This window comes from Evtepia sp. (assembly GCF_034090835.1).
Taxonomy (GTDB): domain Bacteria; phylum Bacillota; class Clostridia; order Oscillospirales; family Oscillospiraceae; genus Evtepia.
Genome location: NZ_JAXDRS010000035.1, coordinates 23,129 through 49,282, shown reverse-complemented (window position 1 = coordinate 49,282; position 26,154 = coordinate 23,129). Strand labels below are relative to the sequence as shown.

26 protein-coding genes and 3 pseudogenes are annotated in these 26,154 nt (G+C 54.0%); 23 read left to right on the top strand and 6 right to left on the bottom strand.

Annotated features, from left to right (window positions below; translation table 11 throughout):
* Positions 1-750: 750 nt before the first annotated feature.
* Positions 751-1,182 carry a hypothetical protein gene (locus SOR61_RS07280; RefSeq protein ID WP_320612002.1) on the bottom strand — a complete coding sequence of 144 codons (432 nt, stop codon included), beginning with the start codon at positions 1,180-1,182 and terminating at the stop codon, positions 751-753.
* 230 nt (positions 1,183-1,412) lie between these two features.
* Here SOR61_RS07280 and SOR61_RS10270 point away from each other — a divergent pair, with 230 nt between their 5' ends.
* The 22 genes and pseudogenes from SOR61_RS10270 (at position 1,413) to SOR61_RS07175 (ending at position 19,849) form a co-directional block, all read left to right on the top strand.
* Positions 1,413-1,970, top strand: coding sequence for a zinc-ribbon domain-containing protein (locus SOR61_RS10270; protein WP_407066520.1), 558 nt, complete (start codon positions 1,413-1,415; stop codon positions 1,968-1,970).
* 15 nt (positions 1,971-1,985) lie between these two features.
* Positions 1,986-2,147 (top strand): hypothetical protein, encoded by a 162-nt coding sequence (locus tag SOR61_RS07275; protein ID WP_320612001.1) that lies wholly within the window; start codon positions 1,986-1,988, stop codon positions 2,145-2,147.
* A 129-nt stretch (positions 2,148-2,276) separates the two neighbouring features.
* Positions 2,277-2,447, top strand: coding sequence for a ParA family protein (locus SOR61_RS07270; RefSeq protein ID WP_320612000.1), 171 nt, complete (start codon positions 2,277-2,279; stop codon positions 2,445-2,447).
* 119 nt (positions 2,448-2,566) lie between these two features.
* Positions 2,567-2,824 (top strand): 3D domain-containing protein, encoded by a 258-nt coding sequence (locus tag SOR61_RS07265; protein ID WP_320612005.1) that lies wholly within the window; start codon positions 2,567-2,569, stop codon positions 2,822-2,824.
* 159 nt (positions 2,825-2,983) lie between these two features.
* Positions 2,984-3,850: a C39 family peptidase gene (locus tag SOR61_RS07260; protein WP_320611999.1), complete on the top strand. Its 867-nt coding sequence runs from the start codon at positions 2,984-2,986 to the stop codon at positions 3,848-3,850.
* Between the two features lie 11 nt (positions 3,851-3,861).
* Positions 3,862-4,932: a hypothetical protein gene (locus SOR61_RS07255; protein WP_320611998.1), complete on the top strand. Its 1,071-nt coding sequence runs from the start codon at positions 3,862-3,864 to the stop codon at positions 4,930-4,932.
* Between the two features lie 9 nt (positions 4,933-4,941).
* Entirely contained in the window at positions 4,942-5,265 is a 324-nt protein-coding gene (locus SOR61_RS07250) for an integrase DNA-binding domain-containing protein (RefSeq protein ID WP_320612004.1), read from the top strand.
* A gap of 4 nt (positions 5,266-5,269) precedes the next feature.
* Complete coding sequence (locus SOR61_RS07245; RefSeq protein ID WP_320611997.1) at positions 5,270-5,731, top strand: hypothetical protein; 462 nt, start codon at positions 5,270-5,272, stop codon at positions 5,729-5,731.
* 242 nt (positions 5,732-5,973) lie between these two features.
* A pseudogene (locus SOR61_RS07240) lies at positions 5,974-6,179 on the top strand (excisionase).
* A gap of 79 nt (positions 6,180-6,258) precedes the next feature.
* Positions 6,259-6,408, top strand: a pseudogene (locus SOR61_RS10265) (integrase DNA-binding domain-containing protein); the annotation flags it as partial.
* 176 nt (positions 6,409-6,584) lie between these two features.
* Positions 6,585-6,836 (top strand): annotated as a pseudogene (locus tag SOR61_RS07230) (tyrosine-type recombinase/integrase); the annotation flags it as partial.
* A gap of 166 nt (positions 6,837-7,002) precedes the next feature.
* On the top strand, positions 7,003-7,443 hold the full coding sequence (gene metG, locus SOR61_RS07225) for a methionine--tRNA ligase subunit beta (RefSeq protein WP_407066518.1): 441 nt from the start codon (positions 7,003-7,005) through the stop codon (positions 7,441-7,443).
* Positions 7,444-7,659: 216 nt separating this feature from the next.
* Positions 7,660-9,030 (top strand): potassium transporter TrkG, encoded by a 1,371-nt coding sequence (locus SOR61_RS07220; RefSeq protein ID WP_320611995.1) that lies wholly within the window; start codon positions 7,660-7,662, stop codon positions 9,028-9,030.
* Between the two features lie 18 nt (positions 9,031-9,048).
* Positions 9,049-9,699 carry a TrkA family potassium uptake protein gene (locus SOR61_RS07215; protein WP_320611994.1) on the top strand — a complete coding sequence of 217 codons (651 nt, stop codon included), beginning with the start codon at positions 9,049-9,051 and terminating at the stop codon, positions 9,697-9,699.
* A gap of 2 nt (positions 9,700-9,701) precedes the next feature.
* Positions 9,702-10,472 (top strand): RNA methyltransferase, encoded by a 771-nt coding sequence (locus SOR61_RS07210; RefSeq protein ID WP_320611993.1) that lies wholly within the window; start codon positions 9,702-9,704, stop codon positions 10,470-10,472.
* Between the two features lie 36 nt (positions 10,473-10,508).
* On the top strand, positions 10,509-11,774 hold the full coding sequence (gene dprA / locus SOR61_RS07205) for a DNA-processing protein DprA (RefSeq protein ID WP_320611992.1): 1,266 nt from the start codon (positions 10,509-10,511) through the stop codon (positions 11,772-11,774).
* Between the two features lie 67 nt (positions 11,775-11,841).
* Entirely contained in the window at positions 11,842-15,486 is a 3,645-nt protein-coding gene (gene topA / locus SOR61_RS07200) for a type I DNA topoisomerase (protein ID WP_320611991.1), read from the top strand.
* A 30-nt stretch (positions 15,487-15,516) separates the two neighbouring features.
* Complete coding sequence (plsX, locus tag SOR61_RS07195; RefSeq protein WP_320611990.1) at positions 15,517-16,551, top strand: phosphate acyltransferase PlsX; 1,035 nt, start codon at positions 15,517-15,519, stop codon at positions 16,549-16,551.
* A gap of 96 nt (positions 16,552-16,647) precedes the next feature.
* Positions 16,648-16,884 carry an acyl carrier protein gene (gene acpP, locus SOR61_RS07190; protein ID WP_320611989.1) on the top strand — a complete coding sequence of 79 codons (237 nt, stop codon included), beginning with the start codon at positions 16,648-16,650 and terminating at the stop codon, positions 16,882-16,884.
* Between the two features lie 62 nt (positions 16,885-16,946).
* A complete protein-coding gene (rnc, locus tag SOR61_RS07185; protein WP_320611988.1) occupies positions 16,947-17,627 on the top strand; it encodes a ribonuclease III in 681 nt (226 codons plus the stop codon).
* Positions 17,624-18,115 carry a DUF4430 domain-containing protein gene (locus SOR61_RS07180; protein ID WP_320611987.1) on the top strand — a complete coding sequence of 164 codons (492 nt, stop codon included), beginning with the start codon at positions 17,624-17,626 and terminating at the stop codon, positions 18,113-18,115. Before rnc ends, SOR61_RS07180 begins: the two co-directional genes overlap by 4 nt.
* Before the next feature lie 354 nt (positions 18,116-18,469).
* Complete coding sequence (locus SOR61_RS07175) at positions 18,470-19,849, top strand: TrpB-like pyridoxal phosphate-dependent enzyme (protein WP_320611986.1); 1,380 nt, start codon at positions 18,470-18,472, stop codon at positions 19,847-19,849.
* Between the two features lie 64 nt (positions 19,850-19,913).
* Here SOR61_RS07175 and SOR61_RS07170 read toward each other — a convergent pair whose 3' ends face one another.
* Genes SOR61_RS07170 through SOR61_RS07155 form a run of 4 tightly spaced genes read right to left on the bottom strand, consistent with a single transcriptional unit; the run spans position 19,914 to position 22,847 of the window.
* Complete coding sequence (locus SOR61_RS07170; RefSeq protein WP_320611985.1) at positions 19,914-21,059, bottom strand: transglutaminase domain-containing protein; 1,146 nt, start codon at positions 21,057-21,059, stop codon at positions 19,914-19,916.
* 14 nt (positions 21,060-21,073) lie between these two features.
* Positions 21,074-21,415, bottom strand: coding sequence for a transketolase C-terminal domain-containing protein (locus tag SOR61_RS07165; protein ID WP_320612003.1), 342 nt, complete (start codon positions 21,413-21,415; stop codon positions 21,074-21,076).
* On the bottom strand, positions 21,334-22,026 hold the full coding sequence (locus SOR61_RS07160) for a hypothetical protein (protein ID WP_320611984.1): 693 nt from the start codon (positions 22,024-22,026) through the stop codon (positions 21,334-21,336). The genes SOR61_RS07165 and SOR61_RS07160 overlap by 82 nt, the downstream gene beginning before the upstream one ends.
* A 14-nt stretch (positions 22,027-22,040) precedes the next feature.
* Positions 22,041-22,847, bottom strand: coding sequence for a transketolase (locus SOR61_RS07155; protein ID WP_320611983.1), 807 nt, complete (start codon positions 22,845-22,847; stop codon positions 22,041-22,043).
* 168 nt (positions 22,848-23,015) lie between these two features.
* Here SOR61_RS07155 and SOR61_RS07150 point away from each other — a divergent pair, with 168 nt between their 5' ends.
* On the top strand, positions 23,016-25,334 hold the full coding sequence (locus tag SOR61_RS07150) for a cation:proton antiporter (RefSeq protein WP_320611982.1): 2,319 nt from the start codon (positions 23,016-23,018) through the stop codon (positions 25,332-25,334).
* Between the two features lie 44 nt (positions 25,335-25,378).
* Here SOR61_RS07150 and SOR61_RS07145 read toward each other — a convergent pair whose 3' ends face one another.
* Positions 25,379-26,146, bottom strand: a complete 768-nt coding sequence (locus SOR61_RS07145; RefSeq protein WP_320611981.1) for an SDR family NAD(P)-dependent oxidoreductase — start codon at positions 26,144-26,146, stop codon at positions 25,379-25,381.
* Between the last annotated feature and the right edge of the window lie 8 nt (positions 26,147-26,154).

Sequence of the window (26,154 nt, the reverse complement as noted above, 5' to 3'; positions counted from 1 at the left end):
TCATAGTTGGTGGATAAAAGCATTTACATCATTTACATCAATTCTTACACAAAGCCCCCACGAAACTAATCGAAAATAAAGTAAAGTAGGATTTTGAAAAAATCTGATTTGCGACTTATTTTGAACTATGTTGGGTTATAGCAAGAATTGAAACGATGTCCTAAATCGTCCCCACTATGAAGCCCATCGACTAATATGGCTATTGTAGCACAATGCATTTCGGGAATTTCCTACATCCTAAAAAGATGTTTTACACCTGATTTACACTTTTTCGTTTTATAAGCCCACAATAACGACTTCTGAAAAGACACTTTTGCGTAATGCAAAGGTGTTTTTTCTTATACCCATACCGCCCACAATAGGCAGGCGGTATACATATATCATTGTATGCTTATAAGATTATTGCAGGTAGTGCAGTAATGTTATAAACACACAGATACCCCGTATTAGCTCCAGAATTAGCTGTACGGGCTTTTATAACACTGATATAGTCGCCTGCCACAAAAAACGTCGTGAGAGGCGTCCTGCGGCTGTTACAAGGGATGGACTGGTTAGCTCCAGTCTGTCCCTTTTTTTTACGCAAAAAAATGGGGACATACCCAAGAAAGGTAGCCCCCATAATACACCCACAAAAAATCCGTTAGTCATTCTTTGCGTAACCCCTTATATTTTCTATGAAAGTATGGTTACGCATATGATTTTCATATGCTTCTTTGATAACCCTGATGGCGATATCTACTTCGCCATTTGTCATATCGTTGCTTGTGATAATGTTTTCGTACTCCTGATTGAACTGCGCTTGTTATCAATTAAAATAGAGAGAGTATCGCTATTGTTCTTATCCAGCTTCTTATCAAGCTCACTAATGCTCTTGTCATATTGCTCTAATTTCGAGTTCACCAGGCGTATCCAATCATCACGCATGCGTATGTTGTCTGTGCTATAATGCTGATTTAGGTCGTTCAGGGTAACCTGAACTTTGTCCAGAGTTTCTCCCATCTTATGTATCAGAACTTTTTCTTTTTTTCTTCGCTGAAACACTTTACGAATTTTGACAAACTCTGGAACAACCTTCCCTTTGAATTCCAAAAGCTCCCCGATAACTTGAATAACAAGGAACAGACCGACAAGGACAATAGCGACCTTAGTCGGCACGTTCAGAAATTCAATGTAGTTAATCATAGGGCTTGCTCACCCCCTAACTTGTTTGCTTGCAAGCACCTATCATTACTTGCTATCTGTTTTTGTAATCTGAGTAATCGTTTCCTTAAATTTGTCGAATCCAAACATAGCTGCATAAGAGGTGAAGAAGCCGACAATAACAGCTGCTACAACCATATACCATACTACGGCAATACCACTGATTTGGCAGTATGCGAAAAATGAAACAAGGGTAAGAACCATACAATGACCTGGCAACGACAAACCCGCAACTTCTTACGGAGTGGGATTATGAGAAAAATGCCACGGTCAGCCCGGAAATGATTTCGCCAAATTCGTTGAAAAGTGTCTGGTGGAGGTGCGCCTGTGGACATTCATGGAAAGGAAAAATCCAAAAGCGGGTATTTGAAGGTGAAGGATGTAAGGTCTGTGAACGTGAGTTTCAAAGCGTATTGCCCCAGCTGGCAATCAAGTATTATGCCGAAATGAAAGGGCTGACAGCTTGGTTTTATGCCGCCGAAGTTATCGGATTACCTCTTGATGTTTATCTTCCGGAAGAAAAGCTCGCTATTGCGGTGAACACAGAAACAGAGGCAATGGACAGAGTGAAAGAGCATTTATGTCGGAAGAGGGGGATTCGTTACATAAAGATGCCATATAGGAATTGCACAGTTGCATCAGATTACATGTATGATATTATAAAGGCGTTCCAGACAGCGCATATATACTTTTCAACGGACGTTGACAGGGATCTTGTGTATATCAGAACTCGATTTGTGAAATGGAGAACCGAACAGAAGTCTTTGTAGGCAGGAGGATAAATCATGTGGTGGAAGAAGAAAGAAAAGTATTATCTCTATCTTACATACAATGAACTGCGAGTCGTCATGGCCAGCCTGGTCCATTGCAAAAACAAGCTGATCCGCGAGGGCAGATACACCGATTGCATCGACGAAATGATCCTGAAGGTGGCCAACCTGATGTGAGAGCCTGCAATTACATATTGTTTCTTTGAGAGCCGCTTATTCTAACGCAGAGTAAGCGGCTTTTTCCATGTCCGTACACAGCCGCCTGTTGCCGCAGGCGGCTAAATCTATGAAAGGAGGAGGAACCCCATGGCAAACACAAAGGTTATCGCCGTGGCTAATCAAAAAGGCGGGGTCGGGAAAAGTACATCCGTGTACTGTATCGGCGCGGGGCTTGCCGCCGCTGGACACAAGGTCCTGCTCGTGGATGTGGACCCGCAGGGCGACCTGACAAAGATGCTGGGCCAGCGCAGCCGCTGACGCTGGCAAATAAAATGAATGACGTTGTAGCCGGTATCGACGCTGCGGAGCACCCGGAAGTTATGCACCATGCGGAGGGATAAGGATTACGAACAAGCAATTTCTCAGGAGGTACATACATAGGAACCTTTCGAATCTCTCATTATTGTCCTTGCTCTATCTGTAATGGCGGTTATTCTGGCACTGCGACTGGTGCCACGTTAACACCTTGGTGTACAATTGCTGTTGACCAGTCGGTAATCAAGCTTAATAGCACGGTATATATTGATGGGTATGGAGAATTCAAAGCACAAGATACAGGAAGCGCAATCAAAGGAAATAGAATTGACGTCTGTGTGAGCAGCCACGAAGAAGCATATCGACTTGGCGTTGTATAAGAAATTTTTGAAAGACAGAATTGACAATAAAAAAAAAGATGATATAATATATTCAAAATATTTAGTACTGATTAATAGTACAAAGAGGGAGGGGATATTTCGCTGGAATATAGTCAAGTAAGTGGACACATAAAAACAAGAAGGAGGTTTCATAATAAAATGAAAAAACTTTTATCGACACTATTAATAATGGTATTCTCTTTTGTTTTGTTTCCGCTAAGTGCCCTTGGAGCATCTACAGATGAATCTAGTCTTTCTTTGCAATTGATGGCGCTACCTATGGAAGAGATTATTGATTACATCAAGAACCATGAAGTAGATGTAAACACCTTGAGAGATGCATTAATCGATCGTGAATTATCAAGTTACCAGGATGATAAAGAATTTTCAAAGCACTATGCAGAAGATCCAACTTCTGCAATGGAAATGATTCAGGGTATTGTCGACAATCAGCTTGCCCTTATTCATGAGGAGACGGGTGTTATTCCTAAAGTTGGTAATTCTACAAATGCGTGGATTGATCCGGTTTTAATCAAACAAAAAAATAACTACTATTGTGGTCCTTGTAGTGCGTTGCAGGCAATAACAGCGTATGGTGGATATGTAGCCGGAAATACAAATAATGAAAAGCAAGATACACTTGCAAATGCCATGGGGACAAGTAGTACCGTGGGGACGCTTGTATATAAAGTCAGAAATGTTTTAAATACATATATATCGGGGTATTCTTATAAGCGCGGAAGCGCAATGAGCAACTATACTTTTAGACAAACTGTATTGAATAGTCTTGTCAACAATAAGGCCCCTATACTACATGCAAGGACACAATACTTGAATTACTATGGTGGTCATGCAAGTGGGCACTATATCTGTGTGACCGCAATCAACAACATTACTAACAAGATTCGTTTGTCTGATTGCAATCGGAATCCTGCTTACTACGGAACACGGTCTATTCCAACATCTGAAGCCAAAGCATCCGTTTCTGCAGCTGAAAGATATCTCATCTCTACCTCTTTGATTTAAGGAGACATACGATGAGAGGAAAATTACAACTTCTTCTATGTGCCTTTAGTATGATTTCCTCTGTAGCCTTACTGGTATCTGGATGCTCCCAAGATAAGGATACCGAACAAGCGAAGGCCGAAGAGGCGTATGTCCAAGAGATCCCCATTCACTTGGAGTCAGGTTGGGCTGTAGGAGGTATTGCGTCTAATGGAGATATGGCTTTCTGCCTTCTAACTGAAGACGTACCGATGACTTTAAATTTGCGTTCGGCAAAGCTCTGTGCTTGGGACTTGCTCTCCGGAGCGGAGACTGTCCTCTACGAATATACCAACGCAGACGGATTTTATATCAACGAATTGCAGGCTACAGCCAATGAGGTGTTTTGGGTTCGCACCGAGGGTGAGCAGTGCGCTATTGAGCGATTGGACTTAGCTACCAGAGAGGTCCAGATGATTGAGCAGTATAATTGGGGCGGGTATGATGTTCTTCTACAGTGTGATGGAAGCTATCTAACCTGGTATCGCCTGTCGGACGAAACGGCATTCATTCGGGGATATGAGATTGCAACAGGGACTCTTTTTGATATCGCCGAGGAGGTCGTTGCGGACTTCCCCTTTATCAGAGCTAATATTAGCGATGGGATCTGCGCCTATGCTGTAGATCAGGGGGGAGAGAGAAAAATCCAAGTGTATGACCTATTTGAAAAAAAACAACTTCGAGAGATCCCTTTGGATGCAGATATCGCCTTATTTAATATTGTTGCAGATAGAGAGCGATGCCTTTATTCCATCCTTAAAGAAAATACCGTGGATTATAGAATTTTTGTCTATGACTATGGTGATGGAAAAGAAACCGTGATCAATGAGGACGAGAGTATGTATGTGTTTTATTGGAATTATGACGATGGCAGACTCTTTCTCAATGAGCGTAACGACAATGCCATCCTGATGAAGACACTGAATACAGGTGAAACATCGATCATCTCTAACCAAGGAAATCATCTTTATATACTTAGTAGAATTACCTCTGATGGGAGTTACATTGTTTTAGACTCTGCCAACGAGGTAATCCCTGTTCTCACTTTGATCAAGGCATCGTGAGGAAAAGGGCTGATACCAACCATATGTGAACGCAAGGCGGGACCAGGAAAAAGCTGGTCCCGTTTTTGCAGGCCACATGGCAGATATATATATCGTTACATCGATGCCAAAGGCATACCAAGATTCGTTTATAGCTGGACTTTAACTCAGTCAGATCGAACACCGAAAGGAAAGCAGTCGTGGATTTGCTTGCGAGAACTCGAAAAATCAATTGCAAAAGACTTGCAGGATGAAATCGACACATTCAATGCAAGAAAAACCAGATTGGATGCCTTTTGTGAGGACTGTATATCTGACAAAAAAGAGTTGAAGAAAAGCACACGCAGTAACTAAATATATGTATGACAAGTATGTGCGTAACGAACTTGGGAATAAAAGACTGGTAGACATTAAATACAGCACGATCAAGAAGTTCTACAATTCTCTGCTCGAAAATGGTTTTGATTTTACTCTTAAGCCGGGGCAAACAATCAAGATTCCGACTGGAATTCGTGTGAAGATTGATGACGGATGGTGGCTCGGCGGATTTCCACGCAGTGGGCTTGGATTCAAATATAGATTCCAGCTTGATAACACAATCCCCGTTATTGACAGTGACTATTATGGTTCGGATAACGAAGGTCATATCTTCATTAAGGCCACAAACGATACAAAGGAAAACAAGACAATTGAAATTCATGCTGGTGACAAGTTCGTGCAGGGAATTTTCATTCCATACGGCATCACATATTCAGACAATGTAGATAACGTAAGAAATGGCGGTATGGGCTCCACGGATACAAAGGAGAATGTGCTATGAGCAGCAAGAGTTCGAGCAGTGGCCTTGGTATCTTGGACGTCGTAGCCGTTGTATTTATTATACTGAAGCTCATAGGCGTGATTAACTGGAGCTGGGTATGGGTTTTATCACCAATATGGATTCAACTTATTATCCTGTTGATTGTCATATGTGTAATTGTTATTAAAGACCGTTAATCACAGCAAAAAAATGGGCTGGCAATAAGCCAGCCCTATTTTTTTATAATCGAAAGTAGGTGTTACATGAATAAATCCACACAAATTCCATTCTGGGACGATATACAATGAGCGTAGAAGAAGCGTCTGCGTATTTCCGTATAGGCGAAAACAAATTGAGAAAGCTTATCAGTGAAGATAACGATGCTGATTACATACTATGGAATGGGAACAGGCCACAAATAAAGAGGAAAAAGTTCGAAGAGTATGTAGATAGGCACAATTTAATTTAGATATCTTGAAAAACAGAGCCGGCTATGATACACTAAGTTAATCGTATTATTGTGGGCTCTTTATCGGAAGGAGCTGAATATGTCCGAAAAGAGACGCGATAACAAAGGCAGAATCCTCAGACAAGGGGAGCTGCAAAGAAGTGACGGCAAGTACGAGTACAGATATTTTGACGCAAAAGGAGAGAGGAGAAGCGTTTATAGCTGGAAACTGGTAAGCACAGACAAGATTCCAAAAGGAAAGAGAGAATGCCGTGCACTCAGGGACATTGAGCGAGATATACGCAGAGATATCGAAGATGGAATCAATAGCCATGAGGCGTACCGAACATCTCTAAATAGGTTCTTTGACGATTATATCGAAACAAAATATGAACTGAAGTCGTCCACCAGAACTAACTATAAATATATAATGAGATGGAATCAGAATCCGCAAAAAAAGAAAAGCGTCAACCTGAACTTCTCCCTCATTTTACAGTTCATAATCTCAGGCATACATTCTGCACACGCTTTTGCGAGAATGAGACCAACTTAAAGGTTATACAGGAGATTATGGGGCATGCCGACATTTCAACAACGATGGATATTTATAATGAGGCAACAAAAGAAAAGAAGAAAGAAAGCTTTGCGAACCTTGAGGGAAAGGTCAAAATCAGTTAATCGAATTTACACCTGGTTCTACACCTTTTCAGAGCGGAGTTTCGTTAGCTTATAAGGTTTTATGTGTACTACGGGTTTTAAGGCATGTTGTGTCGCAACGGTTTCAACAGGATATAAGAGGATATGGGAATGCTGCCTTCACATCCCCACCATGAAGCCCCTGGATATGCCCAAGAAGGAGACGGCTGCCGCCCCTGCGGCAGAAGCACCCAAGGCCGAGCCTGAGAAGATCGACTTTTCCAACGTGAAGATCGAGCCCCTCTTTGAAGAGACGGTCGATTTTGAGACCTTTGCCAAGTCCGACTTCCGCGCAGTGAAGATCGAAGCCTGCGAAGTCGTGCCCAAGTCCAAGAAGCTGCTGAAGTTTACCCTGAACGACGGCACCGACCGGAAGCGGACCATTTTGAGCGGCATCCATGAGTACTATGAGCCCGAAGAGCTGATCGGCAAGACGGCCATTGCCGTTGTCAACCTGCCGCCGAGAAAGATGATGGGCATCGATTCTGAGGGGATGCTGATCTCTGCGGTGCACGAGGAGAACGGCAGAGAAGGGCTCAACCTCCTGATGGTGGACGACAAGATCCCGGCGGGTGCAAAGCTGTACTAAAACGGGAAGGACTTCCTGCTTCTTTCTGCCGCCGCAGGGCGTGCAGAGAGAGGAGAGCGGGTGGAAAGACGCTTGTCCTATGCCTGGCAGGAAGTCCCCTGAATAGAAACAATACGACATACCGGCGGGGAACTGCCGGTATGTTGCATATGGATTGTTGTGTTCTGAGTGAAGCGGGACTGGGCTGTGGGGCCCGATCCCATCAGGAGGTCTGCTTTGAAGCAATTGTTGCATTGGATATTGGGGAAGCGGGCGCGGCGGGGGATGAACGCCACCCGGATGGTGGCCCTTTCCTTTGGAGGAATGATCCTTTTGGGTGCTGCACTCCTGACCCTGCCGGCCATGTCGGCGGATGGAGAGAGTGCAGGCATCCTGTCCGGCCTGTTTACGGCGACCTCAGCCACTTGCGTTACCGGGCTGGCGCTGCGGGATACGCTGACCCAGTGGTCCCTGGGGGGCCAGGTGGTGATCCTTTGTATGATCCAGCTGGGCGGCCTGGGGTTTATGACAGCCTGCACCCTGATCCTGTCGGTGTTCCGTCAGGATATTGACCTGTCCCAGCGGATGGTGCTGGCCTCCGGCATGGGGCTGCGGCATATTGGCGGCGTGGTGCGGATGGTGCGGCATGCCCTGGTGGGCACGGCTGTGATAGAAGGGATCGGCGCCCTGCTCCTTTCTTTCTTCTTTGTTCCCCAGCATGGCCTGCTGCGGGGGGTCTGGTATGGCGTGTTTCACTCCATTTCTGCCTTCTGCAACGCCGGGTTTGACCTCATGGGTCCTGCGGGCGGCGGGAGTTTGATCACCGCTGCCGATCGGCCTTTGGTTTTGCTGATCCATGGGACGCTCATTGTAACAGGTGGCCTGGGATTCTTCGTCTGGGAGGACATCTACCGGAACCGCCGGTGGAAAAAGCTGTCGGTCTATACCCGGCTGGTGCTTGGAACAACAGCGTTTTTGATTCTTTCCGGCGGGTTGTATTTTCTGGCGGCAGAGTGGTCCAATCCCATGACTCTGGGGCCCATGCCCTGGTGGGATAAGGTGGCGAACAGCCTTTTTCAGTCGGTGAGCCTGCGGACAGCCGGGTTTGCCAGCATTCCTCGGGGAGGAATGTATGAGCACTCTCAGGTCATGAGCCTTTTGTACATGCTGGTGGGCGGAAGCAGCGGGTCCACGGCGGGCGGTATCAAGACCGTGACCGCCCTGGTGCTGGCAGCAGCTCTGTGGAGTGGTCTGCGGGGCCGCCGGGACGTGACCATTTTCCGCCGGCGGGTGCGGGAAGAACAGATTTCCGATGCGTTCACGCTGACGCTGACGGTGCTTCTGGCGGTGTTTGTGTGCGCCATGACCCTGTCTGTTTTGGAGGAAGTCCCCTTCCTGTCCCTGCTGTTTGAGGTGGTTTCTGCCATAGGTACGGTAGGCGTCAGCACAGGGATCACCAGTTCTCTGTCTCCTGTCAGCTGCCTTATTTTGATTGGACTGATGTACATGGGAAGGGTGGGCATCCTCTCGTTCTCTCTGGCCTTTATCATCCGGCGGGGGAAGACGGACAAGGTGCGCTATCCCACCTGCGATTTGATGATCGGCTAAGGAGGCACGGAAAAGATCATGAATATGTTTGTTGTGATTGGCTTGGGGCGGTTCGGTTCTTCCGTGGCCATGGAATTAAGTGACCTGGGCCATCAGGTGCTGGCCATTGATACAGATGAGGCCATGGTGCAGCGCATGGCAGACAAGGTGACCCAGGCTGTGGTTGCCGACTGCCGGGACCAGGAGGTCCTGCGGTCGCTGGGGGTGAAAAACGCCGACTGCGGCGTGGTAGCCTTCGGCAATGACATTGGCAACAGTGCGCTCATTACCTTGAACCTGAAAGAGTTGGGCATTCCTCGCATCATCTGCAAGGCCCGGGACCACAGCCACGAGGAGCTCCTGCTCCGCATTGGAGCGGACAAAGTGGTCTTTCCGGAGCGGCAGAGCGGCCGCTGGCTGGCGCGCACCCTGGACAAGCGGGAGATCCTCAGTTATGTGGAACTCTCGGAACGGTATGGGATCGTAAAGATCCAGGTCCCCGACAGCTGGGAGAACAAGACCCTGCGTGAACTGGACATTCGATCCAAGTATAAGGTGAATATCGTTGCCATTCAGAGTGCGGACGGCGGCCTTCAGACGGTGCCGGACCCCGGCTACCGGTTCCGCCCGGGGGATCTGGTCTTTACGCTGGGAAAGAATGAGAGCAACGAGCGGTTGATTATGGGGTAACGATGGAGCGGATTACAAGCAAAAGCAACCAGCTCATGGTACAGATCCGGAAGCTGGTCAGCGATCGGAAGCATCGCCGGCGGGACGGTCTTATGGTGTGCGAAGGGCCCAAAATGCTGGCAGAGGCCCTGCGCTGGGGGGCGGATTTGGATACTGTTGTCTGGGAGGAAGGAGCCGCAGAGACGGCGTCTGTTCCGGCAACAGTCCGCCAGGTGGAGGTACCCAAAGACCTTTTCCGCAGCCTGGCAGCCACGGAGACCCCGCAGCGGGTGCTCTTTCTCTGCCGGATGCCTGTCTCCCGCCTGCCGGATACCCTGGCAGGGGACCGGTATCTGGTGCTGGATGGGCTCCAGGACCCGGGCAATGTCGGGACGCTGTGGCGCACCGCAGATGCGTTCGGCGCAGATGGTATGATCCTTCTTCCAGGCAGCGCAGATCCCTGGAACCCCAAGACTCTGCGGGCTACCATGGGGGCCTGCTTCCGCCTGCCTGTGTGGGAGAGCGATCTCCCTGGGCTGGAGGCCCTGCTGGAGCGGGAAGGGCTGCCCCTGTTCGCCACGGCTCTGCGAGAGGACACGGAGGACATCCGATCTCTGTCCCTGGCGCGGGCTGCAGTGGTCATTGGAAGCGAGGGAAAGGGCGTGTCGGAAGCGGTCCTCTCCCGGTGTGAAAAGACGATTAAGATCCCCATGGAGGCCAGGTGCGAGTCACTGAATGCTGCGGTGGCTGGTGCTGTGGTGCTCTGGCAGATGGGATATGGAAGGGTACAATAAGAAGCGGTCCAACGGACCGGAAAGAGGTCGGTGAGTATGAGCGCGATCAGACACTGGCTATGGCTGAGCACCCGAGGGCCCAGCCCGGGCATGTATGCGGCCCGTATTTTGGAGCAATTTGGCACGCCCAGCGCGGCTTATTTTGCAGATGAAAAGGAATATGATCTCATGGCAGACCTGCCGCTGAAGGTCCGTCAGGCGCTGCGGGACAAGCGGCTGGATGAGGCTGACCGCATTTTGCATGACTGCGAGCAGCAGAACATCCAGGTGCTGACCATGCAGGACGCAGCCTATCCTGAGCGGCTTCGTCAGCTGGACCATCCCCCTTGTGTGCTCTATGTGAAGGGGAAGCTTCCCCGGATGGATGAGGAGGCGGCGATCGCCATGGTAGGCGCCCGAAAAGCCAGCCCTTATGGGGTCATGACGGCGGGAAGGCTGGCCATGGACCTGGCCCGGCAGGGTGCGCTCATTGTCAGCGGCAGCGCCTGGGGGATCGACTCTGCGGCGCTGAAAGGGGCGCTCCAGGCAGGGGGCAGGGTGGTCTCGGTCCTGGGCAACGGGATCGATGTGGTCTACCCTACAGGGAATCAGGACCTGTATGCTGACATTGCCGCGGCCGGCGCTCTGGTGTCGGAGTATCCGCCGGGCACACCCCCTTTGGGGGAACACTTCCCCGTGCGAAACCGGCTCATCGCCGGATTGAGTTTGGGGGTCGTTGTGGTAGAAGGGACCATACGCAGCGGCTCTCTCATCACGGCCCACTGGGCATTGGAGCAGAACCGGGATGTCTATGCCGTGCCGGGAAACATCAATGCGCCATTGAGCAAGGGTCCCAACAGTCTCATTCGTCGGGGTGAGGCGAAGCTGATCCAGGACGCCTGGGACATCCTGGAGGAATACGAATATCTTTACCCGGCGAAAATTCATCCAAGGGTTCCTTTGACGGAGGAAGGAAGCCGGGTGCGGCTGAAAGACACCGTTTCTCACCTGGCGTCCCGACCGAAGAAGAAAGCAAAGCCGGAACTGGCAGGGGAAGCAGAGCCTGCACCCTCCCCAACTGGACTGGTGATCGACCTGTCTCAGGACCCCGGCGCGTTGACCGACGACGAAGCAGCCATCCTCTGGTCCTTACAGGGCGGCTTGCAGTATACGGTGGATGACCTGGTGGAACGGACCTCCATTCCGGCCCGCCGCATCCTGTCGGCTCTGACCATGCTGCAGGTCCGGCAGATGGTGAAAGAGGAGAACGGAAAGCGCTTTCGGACAGAGATCCTGCTCAAGGGGCAGAATCCGTTGAAATAGGAAACAAGAGCAGGGCAGGCAGACCCTGCGTGACCATAGAAATAAGCCGAATGTTCGGAGGGATACTGTGTCTAAAACAAATCTGGTGATCGTTGAGTCACCGGCTAAGGCAAAGACCATCGGAAAATATCTGGGGCCGAGCTATGAGGTTCTGGCCTCCATGGGCCATGTTCGGGACCTGCCCAAGAGCAAAATGGGCGTGGATATTGAGCATGGATTTGAACCGGATTACCAACCCATCAAAGGGAAGGAAGAAACCATTGCGCTGCTGAAGGACGCAGCGGACGCCAGCCAGAAAGTGTACCTGGCCACCGACCCGGACCGGGAAGGAGAGGCCATTTCCTGGCATCTGAAGGAACTGCTGGACCTGCCGCAGGAGAAAACCAGCCGGGTCACCTTCAACGAGATCACGAAAAAGGTGGTCACGGAGAGCATTGCTGCCCCCCGTGAGATCGACCAGAACCTGGTGGATGCTCAGCAGGCCCGCCGGATCTTGGACCGAATCGTGGGCTACGAGCTGTCTCCGCTGCTGTGGAAAAAGATCCGCCGGGGACTGTCTGCCGGGCGGGTGCAGTCTGTGGCTACCCGTCTGGTGGCCGAGCGGGAGGAGGAGATCCGCTCCTTTGTCCCGGAGGAATACTGGACCCTGGATGTGATGCTGGATCGCATTGCCCCCAATATTGGCAGCTTCAAAACCCAGTTCTATGGACGGGAGAAGAAAATGGGGCTGAAGTCCCAGGAACAGGTGGACCAGGTGCTGACGGCGATCAAATCCTCGCCCTTCACCGTGCGGGGCATCAAGCGGCAGGATAAGAACCGCTCTCCTGCGCCTCCTTTCATCACAAGTACGCTGCAGCAGGAGGCCTCCCGGAAGCTGAATATGAGCCCCCGGCGCACCATGTCCATTGCCCAGCAGCTGTATGAAGGCGTGGACATCCATGACGAGGGCACCGTGGGTCTCATTACCTATATGAGAACCGACTCTTTGCGGATCTCCGAGGAAGCTTCGGAGGCGGCCCGTCGGTTTGCAGGGGCCCGGTATGGCCAGCAGTATTTACCTGCGGCGCCCCGCCAGTATAAGACCAAGGCCGGAGCCCAGGATGCCCACGAGGCCATCCGGCCTTCCAACGTGGAACTGACCCCGGAGAGCATCAAAAAGGATCTGACTGCGGAGCAGTTCCGTCTGTATAAATTGATTTGGAGCCGCTTCCTGGCCAGTCAGATGGCCTCTGCGGTGTATGACAGTGTAGGCATCGAGGTGGAGAGCGCCGGATACCTGTTCAAGGCCAGCCACTCCGAGGTGAAGTTCCCCGGCTTCCTGGCCGTCTATGAGGAGGGGCGGGACGACGACGGAGAAGAATTCCAGTCTCCTCTGCCCAACCTGCAGGAGGGAGAGATCCTCCGCTGCGCCGATACCAAGCCGGAGCAGAAGTTTACCCAGCCCCCCACCCGGTACACAGAGGCCACCCTCATCCGGGCCCTGGAGGAGAAGGGGATCGGTCGTCCCTCCACCTATGCCCCCACCATTACCACCATTATGAGCCGGGAGTATGTGGTGAAGGATGGAAAGTACCTCCATACCACCCCTCTGGGTGAAGTGGTGACCGGGCTTATGAAGGATAAGTTCCATGACATTGTGGATTATGACTTTACCGCTACCATGGAAGACCGTCTGGATAAGGTGGAGAGCGGCGAGGAAAACTGGAAATCCGTGCTTCAGGATTTCTACCAGGATTTCAGCCAGGAGATGACCCAGGCGGAAAAGGATTTGGATGGTACCCGGATCAAAGTGCCGGACGAGGTGTCCGAGGAAGTGTGTGACCTCTGCGGACGCCAAATGGTGGTGAAGTCTGGGCGGTTTGGACGGTTCCTGGCCTGCCCGGGCTTTCCCGAGTGTACCTTCACCAAGCCGTTGGTGATCGAGATGCCGGGTAAGTGCCCCAAGTGCGGCAGCCGCCTCTTGAAGAAGACTTCCCGCAACGGGTATACCTATTACGGGTGTGAACGCAACGGCGATAAGCTGGGCCGGGCCTGTGACTTTATGACCTGGGACGTCCCGGTGAAAGATAATTGCCCGGAATGTGGCTGGACCATGTTTAAGAAGTCGGGCCGTGGCTTTAAGAAGGCCTTCTGCATCAACGAGGCCTGCCCGGCTTTTGTCCCCGAGGAAAAGCGGGGCGGCTACCGAAAGAAAGCCAAGACCACTGAGGCCGGCGAGTCCGAGGCCCAGGCAGCGGATACCAAGAAGGAAGGGGAGGCAGAGGAGAAGACCGAGAAGAAGGCCAAGAAGACCACTGCCAAAAAGACTGCCACGAAAAAGACCGCCAAAGAAGACGACCAAAAAGACCACAGCGGCAAAGAAAGCCGAAGAAGAATCCCCGGAGGAGAACGCATGATGGAGAAAAGGGTGACAGTGATCGGCGCAGGACTGGCAGGCTGTGAAGCCGCCTGGCAGCTGGCCAGCCGGGGCATTCCGGTCACGCTGTGGGAGATGAAACCCCGGAAGATGACACCGGCCCACCACACGGCGCTGTTTGGAGAACTGGTATGCTCCAACTCCCTGCGGTCAGACCAGCTGGAAAATGCAGTGGGTCTGCTGAAGGAGGAGCTGCGCCGTTTGGACTCTCTGATCCTCCGGTGTGCCGACACCCATCGGGTGGCGGCAGGGGGCGCTTTGGCGGTGGACCGGATGGGATTTGCTCAGGCCGTGACCGACGCCATCCGAACTCATCCCCTCATCACAGTGGAAGAGGGAGAAGTGGGCGCCATTCCGGAGGAGGGAGAGGTCATTGTGGCCACCGGACCGCTGACCTCGGACGCCCTGGCAGAGGATATTGCCCAGCGCTTCCCCACGGGAAGCTACCTCCATTTTTATGATGCGGCGGCTCCTCTGGTGACCTTTGAGAGCGTGGATATGGACAGCGCATTTTTTGCTTCCCGCTATGATAAGGGAGCGCCGGACTATATTAACTGCCCCATGACCCAGGAGGAGTACCTTGCCTTTTGGAAGGAACTCTGTGCGGCAAAGGAAGCGCCGGTGCATGGGTTTGAGGATAAGAATGTGTTTGAAGGATGTATGCCGGTGGAGGTCATGGCCCGGCGGGGGGAGCAGACCCTTTGCTATGGTCCCCTGAAGCCAAGAGGCCTGCGGGACCCCAAAACCGGGAAGGAGCCCTATGCAGTGGTACAGCTGCGCCGGGACAATGCGCAGGGCAGCATTTACAATCTGGTGGGCTTTCAGACCCACTTGACCTTCCCGGAGCAGAAGCGGGTGTTTTCCATGATCCCCGCTCTGCGGGAGGCAGAGTTTGTCCGGTACGGTGTCATGCACCGGAACACCTATTTGGACTCTCCCCGGATGCTGGACCGGTATTACCGGGTGCGCAGTGAACCCCGCATTGTCTTTGCCGGGCAGATCACCGGGGTAGAAGGGTATGTGGAGTCCACTGCCTCCGGGTGCCTGGCTGCCATTGAGCTGGCCAACCGCCTCCAGGGAAAACCGCCGGTGGACTTTCCGCAGGAGACGGCGATTGGGGCGCTGGCGCTGTATGTAAGCAATGATACGGTCAGCCATTTCCAGCCCATGAACGTCAATTTCGGCATTATGCCGCCCCTGGGCTACCGGGTCAAGGGAAAGCGGAACAAGAACGCAGAGCTGTCCCGCCGGGCGCTGGAGGCGCTTTCGGCGCTTCCGCTGGATGCGGACAGATAAAGAGCCATAGAGAAGAAAGAAGGCGAACCGATGAAGATCATTGTGGATGCAATGGGAGGGGATCACGCTCCCATGGCCCCTGTGGAGGGGGCGTTGAAAGCTGTCCAGGAACTGGGTGTGGAAGTGATTCTGACCGGCCGGGCAGAGGAAGTGCTGCGCTGCATTGAGCAGCTGGGCCACAAGACGCTGCCCAAAGGGGTGGAGATCGCCCATGCCAGCGAAGTGATCGAGATGGAGGACAACCCTGCCCGGGCATTTAAGGAGAAGAAGGATTCTTCCATGACAGTGGGTCTGAACCTTTTGAAGGAGGGCAATGGCGAGGCCTTTGTCTCTGCGGGCAGCACCGGCGCCCTGCTCTCGGCAGCCACGCTCCTTATTAAGCGGATCCGGGGGATTCGCCGGGCTGCCCTGGCCCCTGTGGTGCCCACGGCAGCGGGGAGCATGGTGCTCATCGACTGCGGCGCCACAGCGGAGTGTACCCCGGAGTATCTCCTGCAGTTTGCCTTTATGGGTTCTTACTATGCCAAGCGGTTCCTGGGCAGAGAGGAGCCGAAGGTGGCGCTGCTGAACATCGGCGCAGAGCCCAGCAAGGGCATGGAGCTCCAGAAGGCGACGCATGCGCTGCTGACGAAGGCGGACCAGGAGGGCCGGATCCATTTCGTTGGCAACATTGAGGGCCGGGAGGCCATCAGCCAGGGTGTGGATGTACTGGTGACCGACGGCTACACAGGGAACATCTTCCTCAAGACCGTAGAGGGCAGCGCCCTGCTCTTCAGCCGTATGCTGAAAGGGATGTTCATGGAGAGCGCAAAGACCAAGCTGGCAGCGCTCATGATGAAGAAGAGCCTGGGAGAATTCAAAAAGACCTTTGATCCCAACGAGGTGGGCGGTACCGCCATGCTGGGGATCTCCAAGCCGGTGGTTAAGGCCCATGGCTCTTCCAACGGCTATGCGTTTTATAACGCCATTCGCCAGGCAATGCAGGTGGCCCAGTCGGATATCGTAGGCGACATCACGGCCAACGTGGAGCATATGCGTCTGCCCACCGGCAGAATGGGTGGGTGATTTTTCCGATTTACCTATTGACAGGTTAGCAATTTATCCCTATATTAAGTACAGTCATTCTTAGTGAAAAGGATTCCAACAAAGGAGCAAATGGATATGATTTTAGAGAAACTGAAAAGTTTAATCGCAGAGCAGTTAGGCGTAGAGGAAAACAATATCTCTATGGACACCAATTTTGAGGAAGATTTGGGTGTTGACTCTCTGGATATTGTGGAATTATCTATGGCCCTGGAAGAGGAATTTGACATTGGAGAGATGAGCGAAGAGGATCTGGCTGCCATCAAGACGGTGGGCGATCTGGTTCATTACCTCCAGGGCAAGCTGGATATGTAATACTGTAATGAACGCGACCCCCGTCCCATGGCGGGGGTCGCCGTTTGAAAGGAGCGGAAACGATGCATACGCTGGAAGAGAAAATCGGCTATACGTTCCGTGACCGTACTTTATTGGAAAATGCGCTGACCCATAGTTCCTATGCCAATGAGCACCGGGAGAAGGGGATGCCCAGCAATGAGCGCTTGGAGTTTTTGGGGGATTCCATTCTTGGCCTGGTGGTGGCGGACCATCTGTACCGCACCCGTCCGGACCTGCCGGAAGGGGATCTGACCCGGATCCGGGCTGCGCTGGTGTGCGAAAACAGCCTGGTGGAAGTGGCCCACGGGCTGGATCTGGGCAGCTACTTAAAGCTGGGCAAGGGCGAGGAGAGCGGCGGCGGCCGCACCCGGCCCTCCATCCAGGCGGATGCGGTGGAAGCCATGCTGGCAGCCGTTTACCTGGACGGCGGCATTGGCCAGGTCCGGAAGCTGATCCATACGCTGGTCCTTAACCAGGAGCGGGAGAAAACAGCCGCAGGCCGGGACTATAAAACAGCCCTGCAGGAACTGGTCCAGCGGGAGAGCGGACAGGTGCTGGCCTACCACTTGATCGGAGAGAGCGGGCCGGATCACGCCAAGATCTTTTCCATGGAAGTCTTGCTCAACGGCGCGCGGATCGGCACCGGAGAAGGGCGGAGCAAGAAAGAAGCGGAGCAGGCTGCGGCCAAGACGGCGGTGCTGCAGATGGAGAAAAAAGCATGAATCACTCAAAACGCAATGTTGCCATCGCCGTGGTCCTCCTGGTGATCCTTTTGCTGATTCCCTTCTGGCCGAAGTTAAAGAGCGCTGTGCATCCGGCAGGGGGCAGCGATACTGGTCCCATGGTTTCGTGTACCATGGAGATCACCTGTCCGCAGGTACTGGACTATATGGATGAGCTCAAACCGGAGACGGCAGCTGCCATCCCGAAAAAAGGGATTTTCCTGCCGAAGACCGAGCTGGAGGTTCCGGAAGGAAGCTCCCTGCTGGATGTTTTGCAGCTGGTCGGTCAGCAGCAGAAGCTGTCGGTAGAAGTTTCCGGTTCTCCGGCCTATGTGGTGGGCATCGGCGGCCTGCGGGCAGGAGATGCCACGGATATGGCCGGCTGGACGTACACGGTCAATGGGGAAAGCATCATGGTAGGGTGCAGCGAACAGAAGGTGGAAGAGGGGGACCAGATCGCATGGACCTATCTCTGCACCTGGGAGTGAGCCCGGGAAAAATCAACTTGACAGCCATGAGAAAGCATGATATAGTCAACCCATAAACCGAAGACCGGGAAGAGTACACAGGAATGTCCTTTGAAAGCGAGCCGCAGTTGGTGAAAGTGCGGTAAAGGTCCTCTTTGTGGAATGGTCCCGAGAGGGCGAACCGAACGAGGGATTCCAGTAGGGGAGACGGAGGACATACCGTTACCATATGTCGGCACTTGCTGCAAGAGTGCGTTGAGTGGGCGCAGAATGCGTCAAGCCGGGTGGCACCGCAGAAGCTAAGTACGCTTCTGTCCCTGCAAACAAAGCAAGGGACAGAAGCGTTTTTTGTAATGGAAAGGAGCCTGAAAGAGCATGGCAGAACAGAGAGAGATCCCTTATAAAATTTATCTGGATGAAAAGGATATGCCCAAGGCATGGTATAATGTCCGGGCAGATATGAAGAATAAGCCGGCTCCGCTGCTGAATCCCCATACCTTTGCGCCCATGACAGCAGAAGAGCTGGAAAAGGTATTCTGCACTGAACTGGTGAAGCAGGAGTTGGACGACACCAATCCGTACATTGCGATCCCCCAGGAGATCCAGTCTTTCTATAAGATGTATCGCCCCTCTCCTCTGGTGCGGGCTTACTGTCTGGAAGAAAAGCTGCAGACCCCTGCAAAGATCTACTATAAGTTTGAAGGCAACAATACCTCCGGAAGCCATAAGCTGAACTCTGCCATTGCCCAGGCCTACTACGCCAAGCAGCAGGGACTCAAGGGCGTGACCACAGAGACCGGCGCCGGTCAGTGGGGCACCGCCCTGGCCATGGCCTGCTCCTATTTCGGCCTGGAGTGCCAGGTGTACATGGTAAAGGTCAGCTACCAGCAGAAACCCTTCCGCCGGGAGGTCATGCGGACCTACGGGGCCTCTGTCACCCCCTCTCCCTCTGAGACCACGGCCATGGGTCGGAAGATCCTGCAGGAGTTCCCGGGCACTACAGGCTCTCTGGGCTGCGCCATTTCTGAGGCGGTCGAGGTGGCCACGGGCCGGGAGGGCTATCGTTATGTGCTGGGTTCCGTGCTCAATCAGGTGCTGCTCCATCAGAGCGTCATTGGTTTGGAGACCAAAGCAGCCATGGATCAGTATGGAATCAAGGCGGATATCATCATCGGCTGCGCCGGTGGCGGCTCCAACCTGGGCGGCCTGATCGCACCCTTTGCCGGTGAGATGCTCCGTGGTGAGGCAGATTATCGCATCATTGCGGTGGAGCCTGCCTCCTGCCCCAGCTTGACCCGGGGCCAGTTTGCATATGACTACTGTGACACAGGCAAGGTCTGCCCCCTGTGCAAGATGTATACCCTGGGCAGCGGCTTTATTCCCTCCGGCAACCATGCCGGCGGTCTGCGGTACCACGGCATGAACAGCGTGGTGAGCCAGCTGTACCACGATGGCATCATTGAAGCCACCAGCGTGGAGCAGACGAAGATCTTTGAGGCTGCGCAGTATTTCGCCCGTGTGGAAGGCATTCTGCCTGCCCCGGAGTCCAGCCATGCCATCCGTGTGGCCATTGATGAGGCGGTGAAGTGCAGAGAGACCGGGGAAGAGAAGACCATCGTCTTTGGTCTCACCGGCACCGGCTACTTTGACATGGTGGCTTACGAGAAGTTTAACGACAAGACCATGTGGGACTATGTCCCCACCGACGAGGAACTGGCCCAGGGGCTGGCCGGTCTGCCCAAGATGGATAAGTAATCTCCCAAAGAGACAAAAAAAGAAGGATGACCGTACGGTCATCCTTCTTTTTTGTCTGGAGGGATCAGTAGGGGATCGTAATGGAGATGGTCCCCATGGCGTCGTTTCTGCTGTACCAGATAGACTGGTTGAGGGAGAGGCGGATCTGGAGATCTGCTTCTGCCCGCTGGAAGAGGGAGTAGATCTCCCCTTCGGAGAAGAGGGCGTGGGTGACGGTGGGATACACCGACCTGTCAAAACGGAGGTGGACCTGACGTTCGTTTGTGGCGATGGCCCGCTTGAGGGTGGAGACCAGCTTCTCCCGGTCGAAGGTCTCAAAGTACAGGTCGTAGTAGCGGTAGTAGTTGTAACCGTTCACACCACAGTAGGGGACAGGCACCGTGCTGTCGATGGTGTGGGTGCTCAGCAGGTCGCTGGTGGTGATGCAGAAGTAGTCATAGGAGGGACCATCGTTGGCGGTCCTCCCTTCAAAGACCGGGTCACCCCAGGTGGTGTCCAGCCAGCAGGGAGTACCGTCCACCCATACCAGGTTCCAGGCGTGGGATTCTCCGTTGGCTGTTCCGCTGATATAAGCGCAGTCGATGCCCAGCAGATTGAGCAGGTACTGGGTGGTTTTGGCGTAGCAGCCGCACATCCCGGCGCCGTTTACCATAACATTGATCATGGAGTTGCGCTCCACAGGCTGGTAGTCGGTGTTTTCGATGATGTACTCATACACCGCCAGGATCTTTTCATAGTCGGGGGTGTTCTGGGGGATGGAGGCCAGACAGGCTGCGGTCCAGTGGTCAACCTGCTGCTGCAAGCGGTCCTGCTCCTGTTTGTCCATGAGATAGCTGGGCAGATAGGTGGCCTCCAGTGGGGTCTCGCCCAAAAGGGTGGTCTCGATCTGTCCGGTGCCGGCGAACCAGAAGAGCTCGGGATAGTCCCGTTCGATGGCCTGAACAGCGGTCTGGATCATATCCGTGTCAGGATAGAGACCGGTAATTTTTTCTTCGTGGGTCTTGATCCCCATGAGGATCTGGTCGTAGATGGACTGCACCTGGGGAGAAAGGGTGGACTTGGTGTAGCGGAAGCCGTCATCCAGGGAGATGTAATCCTCCGGAGGAGCGGAAACAGCCACCTGGGAGGCCAGCTTGGAGACACCGGAACAACCGGACAGAAGGACCAGAACAAGACAGAAGAGGAGAAGAAGGGGGCGGCGAAGACGCATGGAACACCTCCTTGTTATTTCCGGGCGAGGACCCGAAGAACCGCCTGACAGATGCCGTTGGCGTTCAGGCCATATTTCTCCATCAGGGCTTCGGGAGGGCCGCTTTGTCCGAAGGTGTTTTGCACGGAGACCGATTCCATGGGAACGGGACAGGTCCGGACCACCACTTCTGCCACGGCGCTGTAGAGCCCGGCGCTGAACTGATGTTCTTCTGCGGTGACGATGGCGCCGCATTCTCTGGCTGCGGTGATGATGGCCTCTTCGTCAATAGGTTTCAAGGTGTGCAGGTCCAGAACACGCAGAGAGATGCCCTGGTCCCGGAGGATTTCGGCGGCGACCATGGCCTCATACACCATTGCGCCGCAGGCAAAGACTGCGCAGTCGGTGCCTTCCTGCACCAGCCGGGCTTTCCCGATGGTGAAGGGGGTGGCGCGTCGTCGGTGACCACAGGGACGGCCTCTCGGCCGAAACGGAAGTAAACAGGGCCGTCCAGGTCTGCTGCTGCGATCACGGCCTTTTTGGTTTCCACGCTGTCACAGGGGGCGATGACCGTCATGTTGGGGAGGACCCGAGAGAGGGCCAGGTCTTCCAGGGCCTGGTGGGTGGCGCCATCCGGCCCTACGGAGATGCCGGCGTGGGCGCCGCCAAAGCGTACTTTAAGATGATTGTAGCAGACGGTGGTGCGCATCTGGTCAAAGGCGCGGCCGGAGAGAAAGACGCCGTAGGTGGAGACATAGGGGATGAGACCGCCCAGAGCAAGACCGGCTGCGGTCCCTACCATATCCTGCTCGCTGATACCCAGATTGTAGAAGTGGGAAGGAAACTGGTCTTTGACCCAGTTGGTGCGGGTGGAGGCGGCCACATCGGCGTCCAGAACGATCACGTCGGTGCGGGTACGGCAGAGTTCCAGCAAGCCTTCTCCATAGCCATCTCTTTGGGGGATTCGTTTGACATCATTCAGCTTCATAGGGCAGCGCCTCCTTATACAAGTTCCGCCAGCGCGGCGGCCAGTTCTGACGCATTGGGGGCTTTTCCGTGCCAGGCCGCCTGGTGCTCCATGAAGGAGACCCCTTTGCCCTTGATGCATTGAGCGATGAGGACGGTGGGGCGGCCTTTGGCTTCTTCTGCCAGGTGGAAGGCATGGGAGAGGGCGTCCAGATTGTGGCCGTCCACCTGGATCACGTTCCAGCCGAAGGCATGGAACTTGTCTGCCAGGGGTTCTACTCCCATGATCTCCCCTGTGGGGCCGTCCAGCTGGACGCCGTTGTTGTCGATGATGGCGCACACGTTATCCAGAGCAAAGTGGGCGGCGGTCATGGCGGCTTCCCAGACCTGACCTTCCTGTACCTCGCCATCGCCCATGAGACAATAGGTGCGGTAGGAGAGTCCTTTTTGGCGGGCGGCCAGAGCAAGACCGTTGGCAATGGAAAGGCCCTGTCCCAGAGAGCCGGAGGAACAGTCCAGGCCGGGGAGGCTGGACATATGGGGGTGTCCCTGGAGGGGAGAACCCAGCTGACGAAGGGTGAGAAGCAGCTCAGGGTCAAAGTATCCTCTGCGTGCCAGGGTGCTGTATAAAGCGGGGGCGGCATGGCCCTTGGAGAGGAGGAAGCGGTCCCGGTCGGGCGCCTCGGGATGGGAGGGGTCCAAGTGCATAATGTCGAAATAGAGGGTGGCCAGGATCTCCACGGCGGACAGAGAACCGCCGGGATGCCCGGAGCCAGCAGCGTGGGTCATATGCAGGATGTCCTGCCGGATTTGCCGGCAGAGAGAAGGAAGGGAACCGTTCATAGCAGACCTCCTGGAAAAGATAATGTTCTACTAAAAAAGTACCATAGCCACCTGGGAAAGTCAAATAGGAGGAGCACGGGACGACAAGAAAATGATTGAAAAAGGGGGAAGAGCATCCTATAATAAAGACAAAATGTTCTGAATTCGGACAAAAAAGGGGGTCCTGTCGTGCATGCCATTCCTGCCTTGATCTCAGACTTGGCGACGATCCTGGTGCTTGCAGCCATCACAACACTTTTATGCAAAAAAGTCAATCTCCCCTCGGTGCTGGGTTATATCCTGGCCGGCTTCCTGGTGGGGCCGGTGGTAGATATCATCCCGACCATTCATGATATGGAGGGCATTGAGGTCTGGTCAGATATCGGGGTCATCTTCCTCATGTTTGGCCTGGGTCTGGAGTTCTCCATCCATAAGATGGAGGAGGTAGGGGTGTCCGGCTTCCTCTCTGCGGGGATCCAGGCTTCCGGCATGGGAGTGGTGGGCTTCTTCCTGGGTATCCTTCTGGGCTGGGACACCATGAACAGCGTGTTCCTTGGGGTCATGCTGGCCATGTCGTCCACCATGATCACCATGAAAAATATCGAGGATATGGGGATGAAGGGGGAAAAGTTTTCTTCTCTGGCCATGGGCACCCTGGTGATCGAGGATATCATTGCAATTTTTGCCATGGTGATCCTGTCCACCATTGCCGTGTCCCAGAGCATCAGCGGATGGGCCCTGGCAGAACAGATCGGTTTGCTGCTGCTCTACCTGGCCATTTGGCTGATTTTGGGGATCTATCTGGTTCCCACGATGATGAAAAAGCTGGTGGGACTGATGAACGACGAGGTTTTGCTGGTGTTTTCCCTGGGCCTCTGCTTTCTTATGGCGCTGCTGGCGGCGGAGATCGGCTTATCTACGGAACTGGGTGCGTTCCTGGCCGGATCCCTGCTGGCTGGGACCGTTCATGCCGAGCGGGTGGAGCATCTGGTCACCCCCTGCAAACATCTGTTTGGTGCGGTGTTTTTTGTGTCCGTGGGATTTATGGTGCAGCCGGCTATGATCTGGCAGTACCTCCCGGTGATCCTCCTGCTCTCGGTGGTGGCCATCGTGGGCAAACTGGTGCTCCTGACCCTGGGTGGTCTGGCGGCCGGGCAGGAATTAAAGGTCTCTTTAAAGGCCGGTGCCTCTCAGACTCAGGTGGGAGAATTCTCCTTTATTATTGCCGGTTTGGGGCAATCCTTATCGGTGACGGGACCATTCCTCTACCCAGTCATCGTGGCGGTGTCGGTGCTCACCACCTTCACCACTCCTTTTGTGCTGAAACTGGCGGGGATGGTGGGTCCCTGGCTGGAGGAGAAACTGCCGGAGAGATGGCTGGACCGGCTGGAGCGGTACTGCATCGTCTGCAAACTGGAAAAGCCCGGGGAGGATAAGGACTGGCCTCTCTTCCTGAAGAGCTTCTTCCGGAGCATTGCCCTCTACGGGGTGCTGTCCGTGGGGACCATCCTGCTGGGTGTGCGGCATATGCGTCCCTTCCTGCGGGAGCTCCTCAACCAGGGGGACCTCTGGGCTGACCTTACCACCTGCGCGGTGATTTATGTGTTGCTGGCCTTTTTGCTGGCAGGGATGCTGCGGGTGAAGAAACGGCATTTTACCGCCCTCTGGCTGGAAAAGCGGTCCAACCGTCCGCCGCTGGTTTTGCTGCTGCTGTTCCGTGTGGGGGTGGCGGTGCTTCTTCTGGTGGCCCCGGCCTTCCTGATTTTCCAGGTCAATCCTCTCTGGCTGGCGCTGGGGGCTATGCCGGTCATCTGGGTGGCCACCCGATCCCGGCTGCTGGCCGGGCGCTACCTGGAGGTGGAGGCCCGGTTTCTGGCCAACTATAACGAGCGGCGTCTGGTGGAGCAGTTCTGCCAGGAAGAGGGGAACAAGGAAGCAGAGATGCACCACTGGTTAAAGGAGCAGCTCTACGTGATCACCCTGGTATGCAGTGAGGCATACCAGGAGGAGGGACGCAGCCTGCGCCAGCAGAACTGGGGCCAGGTGGACCATATTAAGGTGATCAAGATCCTCCGGGGAAGAGAGCACATGAACATTCCGGAGGGCCATACCAGGCTGCGGAAAGGGGACCGTCTGACCATTATGGGGAGCAAACGGGCGGTGGAAAACTTTGCGATGAAACAGAGGCCCAAGGGCCTGCTGCCGGAGAGATCCGCTGAGCTGGTCACCCTGAAGGAATACATCGACCATCAGGAAACAGTGGCGGAGTCCAAACAGCTTTTGTGCTATGGGGTTCGCATGGGGAAGGGAATGCCCCAGCAGGGTAAGCGGATCCGTGACAGTAAGATTAAGGAGGAATGGGGCGCCTTCCTCTTTGGGCTGGAACGGGATTTGCTGCCCATTCCCAATCCAGACCCCAACATCACCTTGCGGACAGGAGATGTTTTGTGGGTCATGGGGTCCCAGAATATGGTGTCAAAGCTGGCAGGTCGTAACCTGCTGGACTGAAATAAGAAGAAAGGACGTTCTCCCCGGGAGGGAGAACGTCCTTATTATATCCGTCGGATCAGTTCCGTGACAGGAACCATCAGACCATGGGGGATGCATTTTGCGCCGATGCGGTGAAGGGTGCAGACGATGCCTGGGGTCACCACCCAGAGATTCCAACGGCTGGCCCACAGAGAAAGGGTGACAACAGAGCGGGCCCGGGAGGCCAAAGGGAAGTGTTTAAAGTCGCTTTTCTTTCCTTGCTGGGCCAGAGGAATGAACTCCGTGTCTTTGATCCAGTAGGGGCAGACTGCGGTGACATGGATACCAGCAGGGAGCAGCTCATGATGGAGAGTTTTGGTATAGCTTTGAAGAAAGGCTTTGGTGGCGGCATAGACCCCCAGGCCAGGGAGGGGCTGAAAGGCGGCAGTGGAGCAGATTTCCAAAACCCGGCTGCCCCGGCGGAGATAGGGGAGGCAGAGGGAGGTGACCGCCACAGCGGCTTTACAGTTCAGGTCGATCATACGGGCGGCATCCTCACAGGAGAGGTCCCGGATGGGGCCCATGGTTCCCACCCCGGCAGAGCAGACCAGGACGGACAGGGTGGGGGTCTCCTGTTCCAGCAGGGTGCGCAGGGTATCCAGTGAGGCTGGACAGGTGAGGTCCAGAGGAATGGGCCGGACGGGACAGCTGGTGTGCTGCGCCAGTTGGTGCAGCCTATCTTCCCTGCGTGCTACGGCCCAGATCTCTTCGACCGAAGGGTCAGTGCTGAGTTTTTCCACAAAAGCCCGTCCAAGACCACTGGAGGCCCCAGTGACGAGAGCGATATTCAAACAGATTC

Bases quoted from the DNA above. Each gene is read 5' to 3' on its own strand.
- SOR61_RS07280 (WP_320612002.1), bottom strand. From the start codon at position 1,182: ATGATTAACTACATTGAATTTCTGAACGTGCCGACTAAGGTCGCTATT.
- SOR61_RS07275 (WP_320612001.1), top strand. From the start codon at position 1,986: ATGTGGTGGAAGAAGAAAGAAAAGTATTATCTCTATCTTACATACAAT.
- SOR61_RS07270 (WP_320612000.1), top strand. From the start codon at position 2,277: ATGGCAAACACAAAGGTTATCGCCGTGGCTAATCAAAAAGGCGGGGTC.
- SOR61_RS07260 (WP_320611999.1), top strand. From the start codon at position 2,984: ATGAAAAAACTTTTATCGACACTATTAATAATGGTATTCTCTTTTGTT.
- SOR61_RS07255 (WP_320611998.1), top strand. From the start codon at position 3,862: ATGAGAGGAAAATTACAACTTCTTCTATGTGCCTTTAGTATGATTTCC.
- SOR61_RS07245 (WP_320611997.1), top strand. From the start codon at position 5,270: ATGTATGACAAGTATGTGCGTAACGAACTTGGGAATAAAAGACTGGTA.
- metG (WP_407066518.1), top strand. From the start codon at position 7,003: ATGCCCAAGAAGGAGACGGCTGCCGCCCCTGCGGCAGAAGCACCCAAG.
- SOR61_RS07215 (WP_320611994.1), top strand. From the start codon at position 9,049: ATGAATATGTTTGTTGTGATTGGCTTGGGGCGGTTCGGTTCTTCCGTG.
- SOR61_RS07210 (WP_320611993.1), top strand. From the start codon at position 9,702: ATGGAGCGGATTACAAGCAAAAGCAACCAGCTCATGGTACAGATCCGG.
- dprA (WP_320611992.1), top strand. From the start codon at position 10,509: ATGAGCGCGATCAGACACTGGCTATGGCTGAGCACCCGAGGGCCCAGC.
- plsX (WP_320611990.1), top strand. From the start codon at position 15,517: ATGAAGATCATTGTGGATGCAATGGGAGGGGATCACGCTCCCATGGCC.
- acpP (WP_320611989.1), top strand. From the start codon at position 16,648: ATGATTTTAGAGAAACTGAAAAGTTTAATCGCAGAGCAGTTAGGCGTA.
- rnc (WP_320611988.1), top strand. From the start codon at position 16,947: ATGCATACGCTGGAAGAGAAAATCGGCTATACGTTCCGTGACCGTACT.
- SOR61_RS07180 (WP_320611987.1), top strand. From the start codon at position 17,624: ATGAATCACTCAAAACGCAATGTTGCCATCGCCGTGGTCCTCCTGGTG.
- SOR61_RS07175 (WP_320611986.1), top strand. From the start codon at position 18,470: ATGGCAGAACAGAGAGAGATCCCTTATAAAATTTATCTGGATGAAAAG.
- SOR61_RS07170 (WP_320611985.1), bottom strand. From the start codon at position 21,059: ATGCGTCTTCGCCGCCCCCTTCTTCTCCTCTTCTGTCTTGTTCTGGTC.
- SOR61_RS07165 (WP_320612003.1), bottom strand. From the start codon at position 21,415: ATGGTGTATGAGGCCATGGTCGCCGCCGAAATCCTCCGGGACCAGGGC.
- SOR61_RS07160 (WP_320611984.1), bottom strand. From the start codon at position 22,026: ATGAAGCTGAATGATGTCAAACGAATCCCCCAAAGAGATGGCTATGGA.
- SOR61_RS07155 (WP_320611983.1), bottom strand. From the start codon at position 22,847: ATGAACGGTTCCCTTCCTTCTCTCTGCCGGCAAATCCGGCAGGACATC.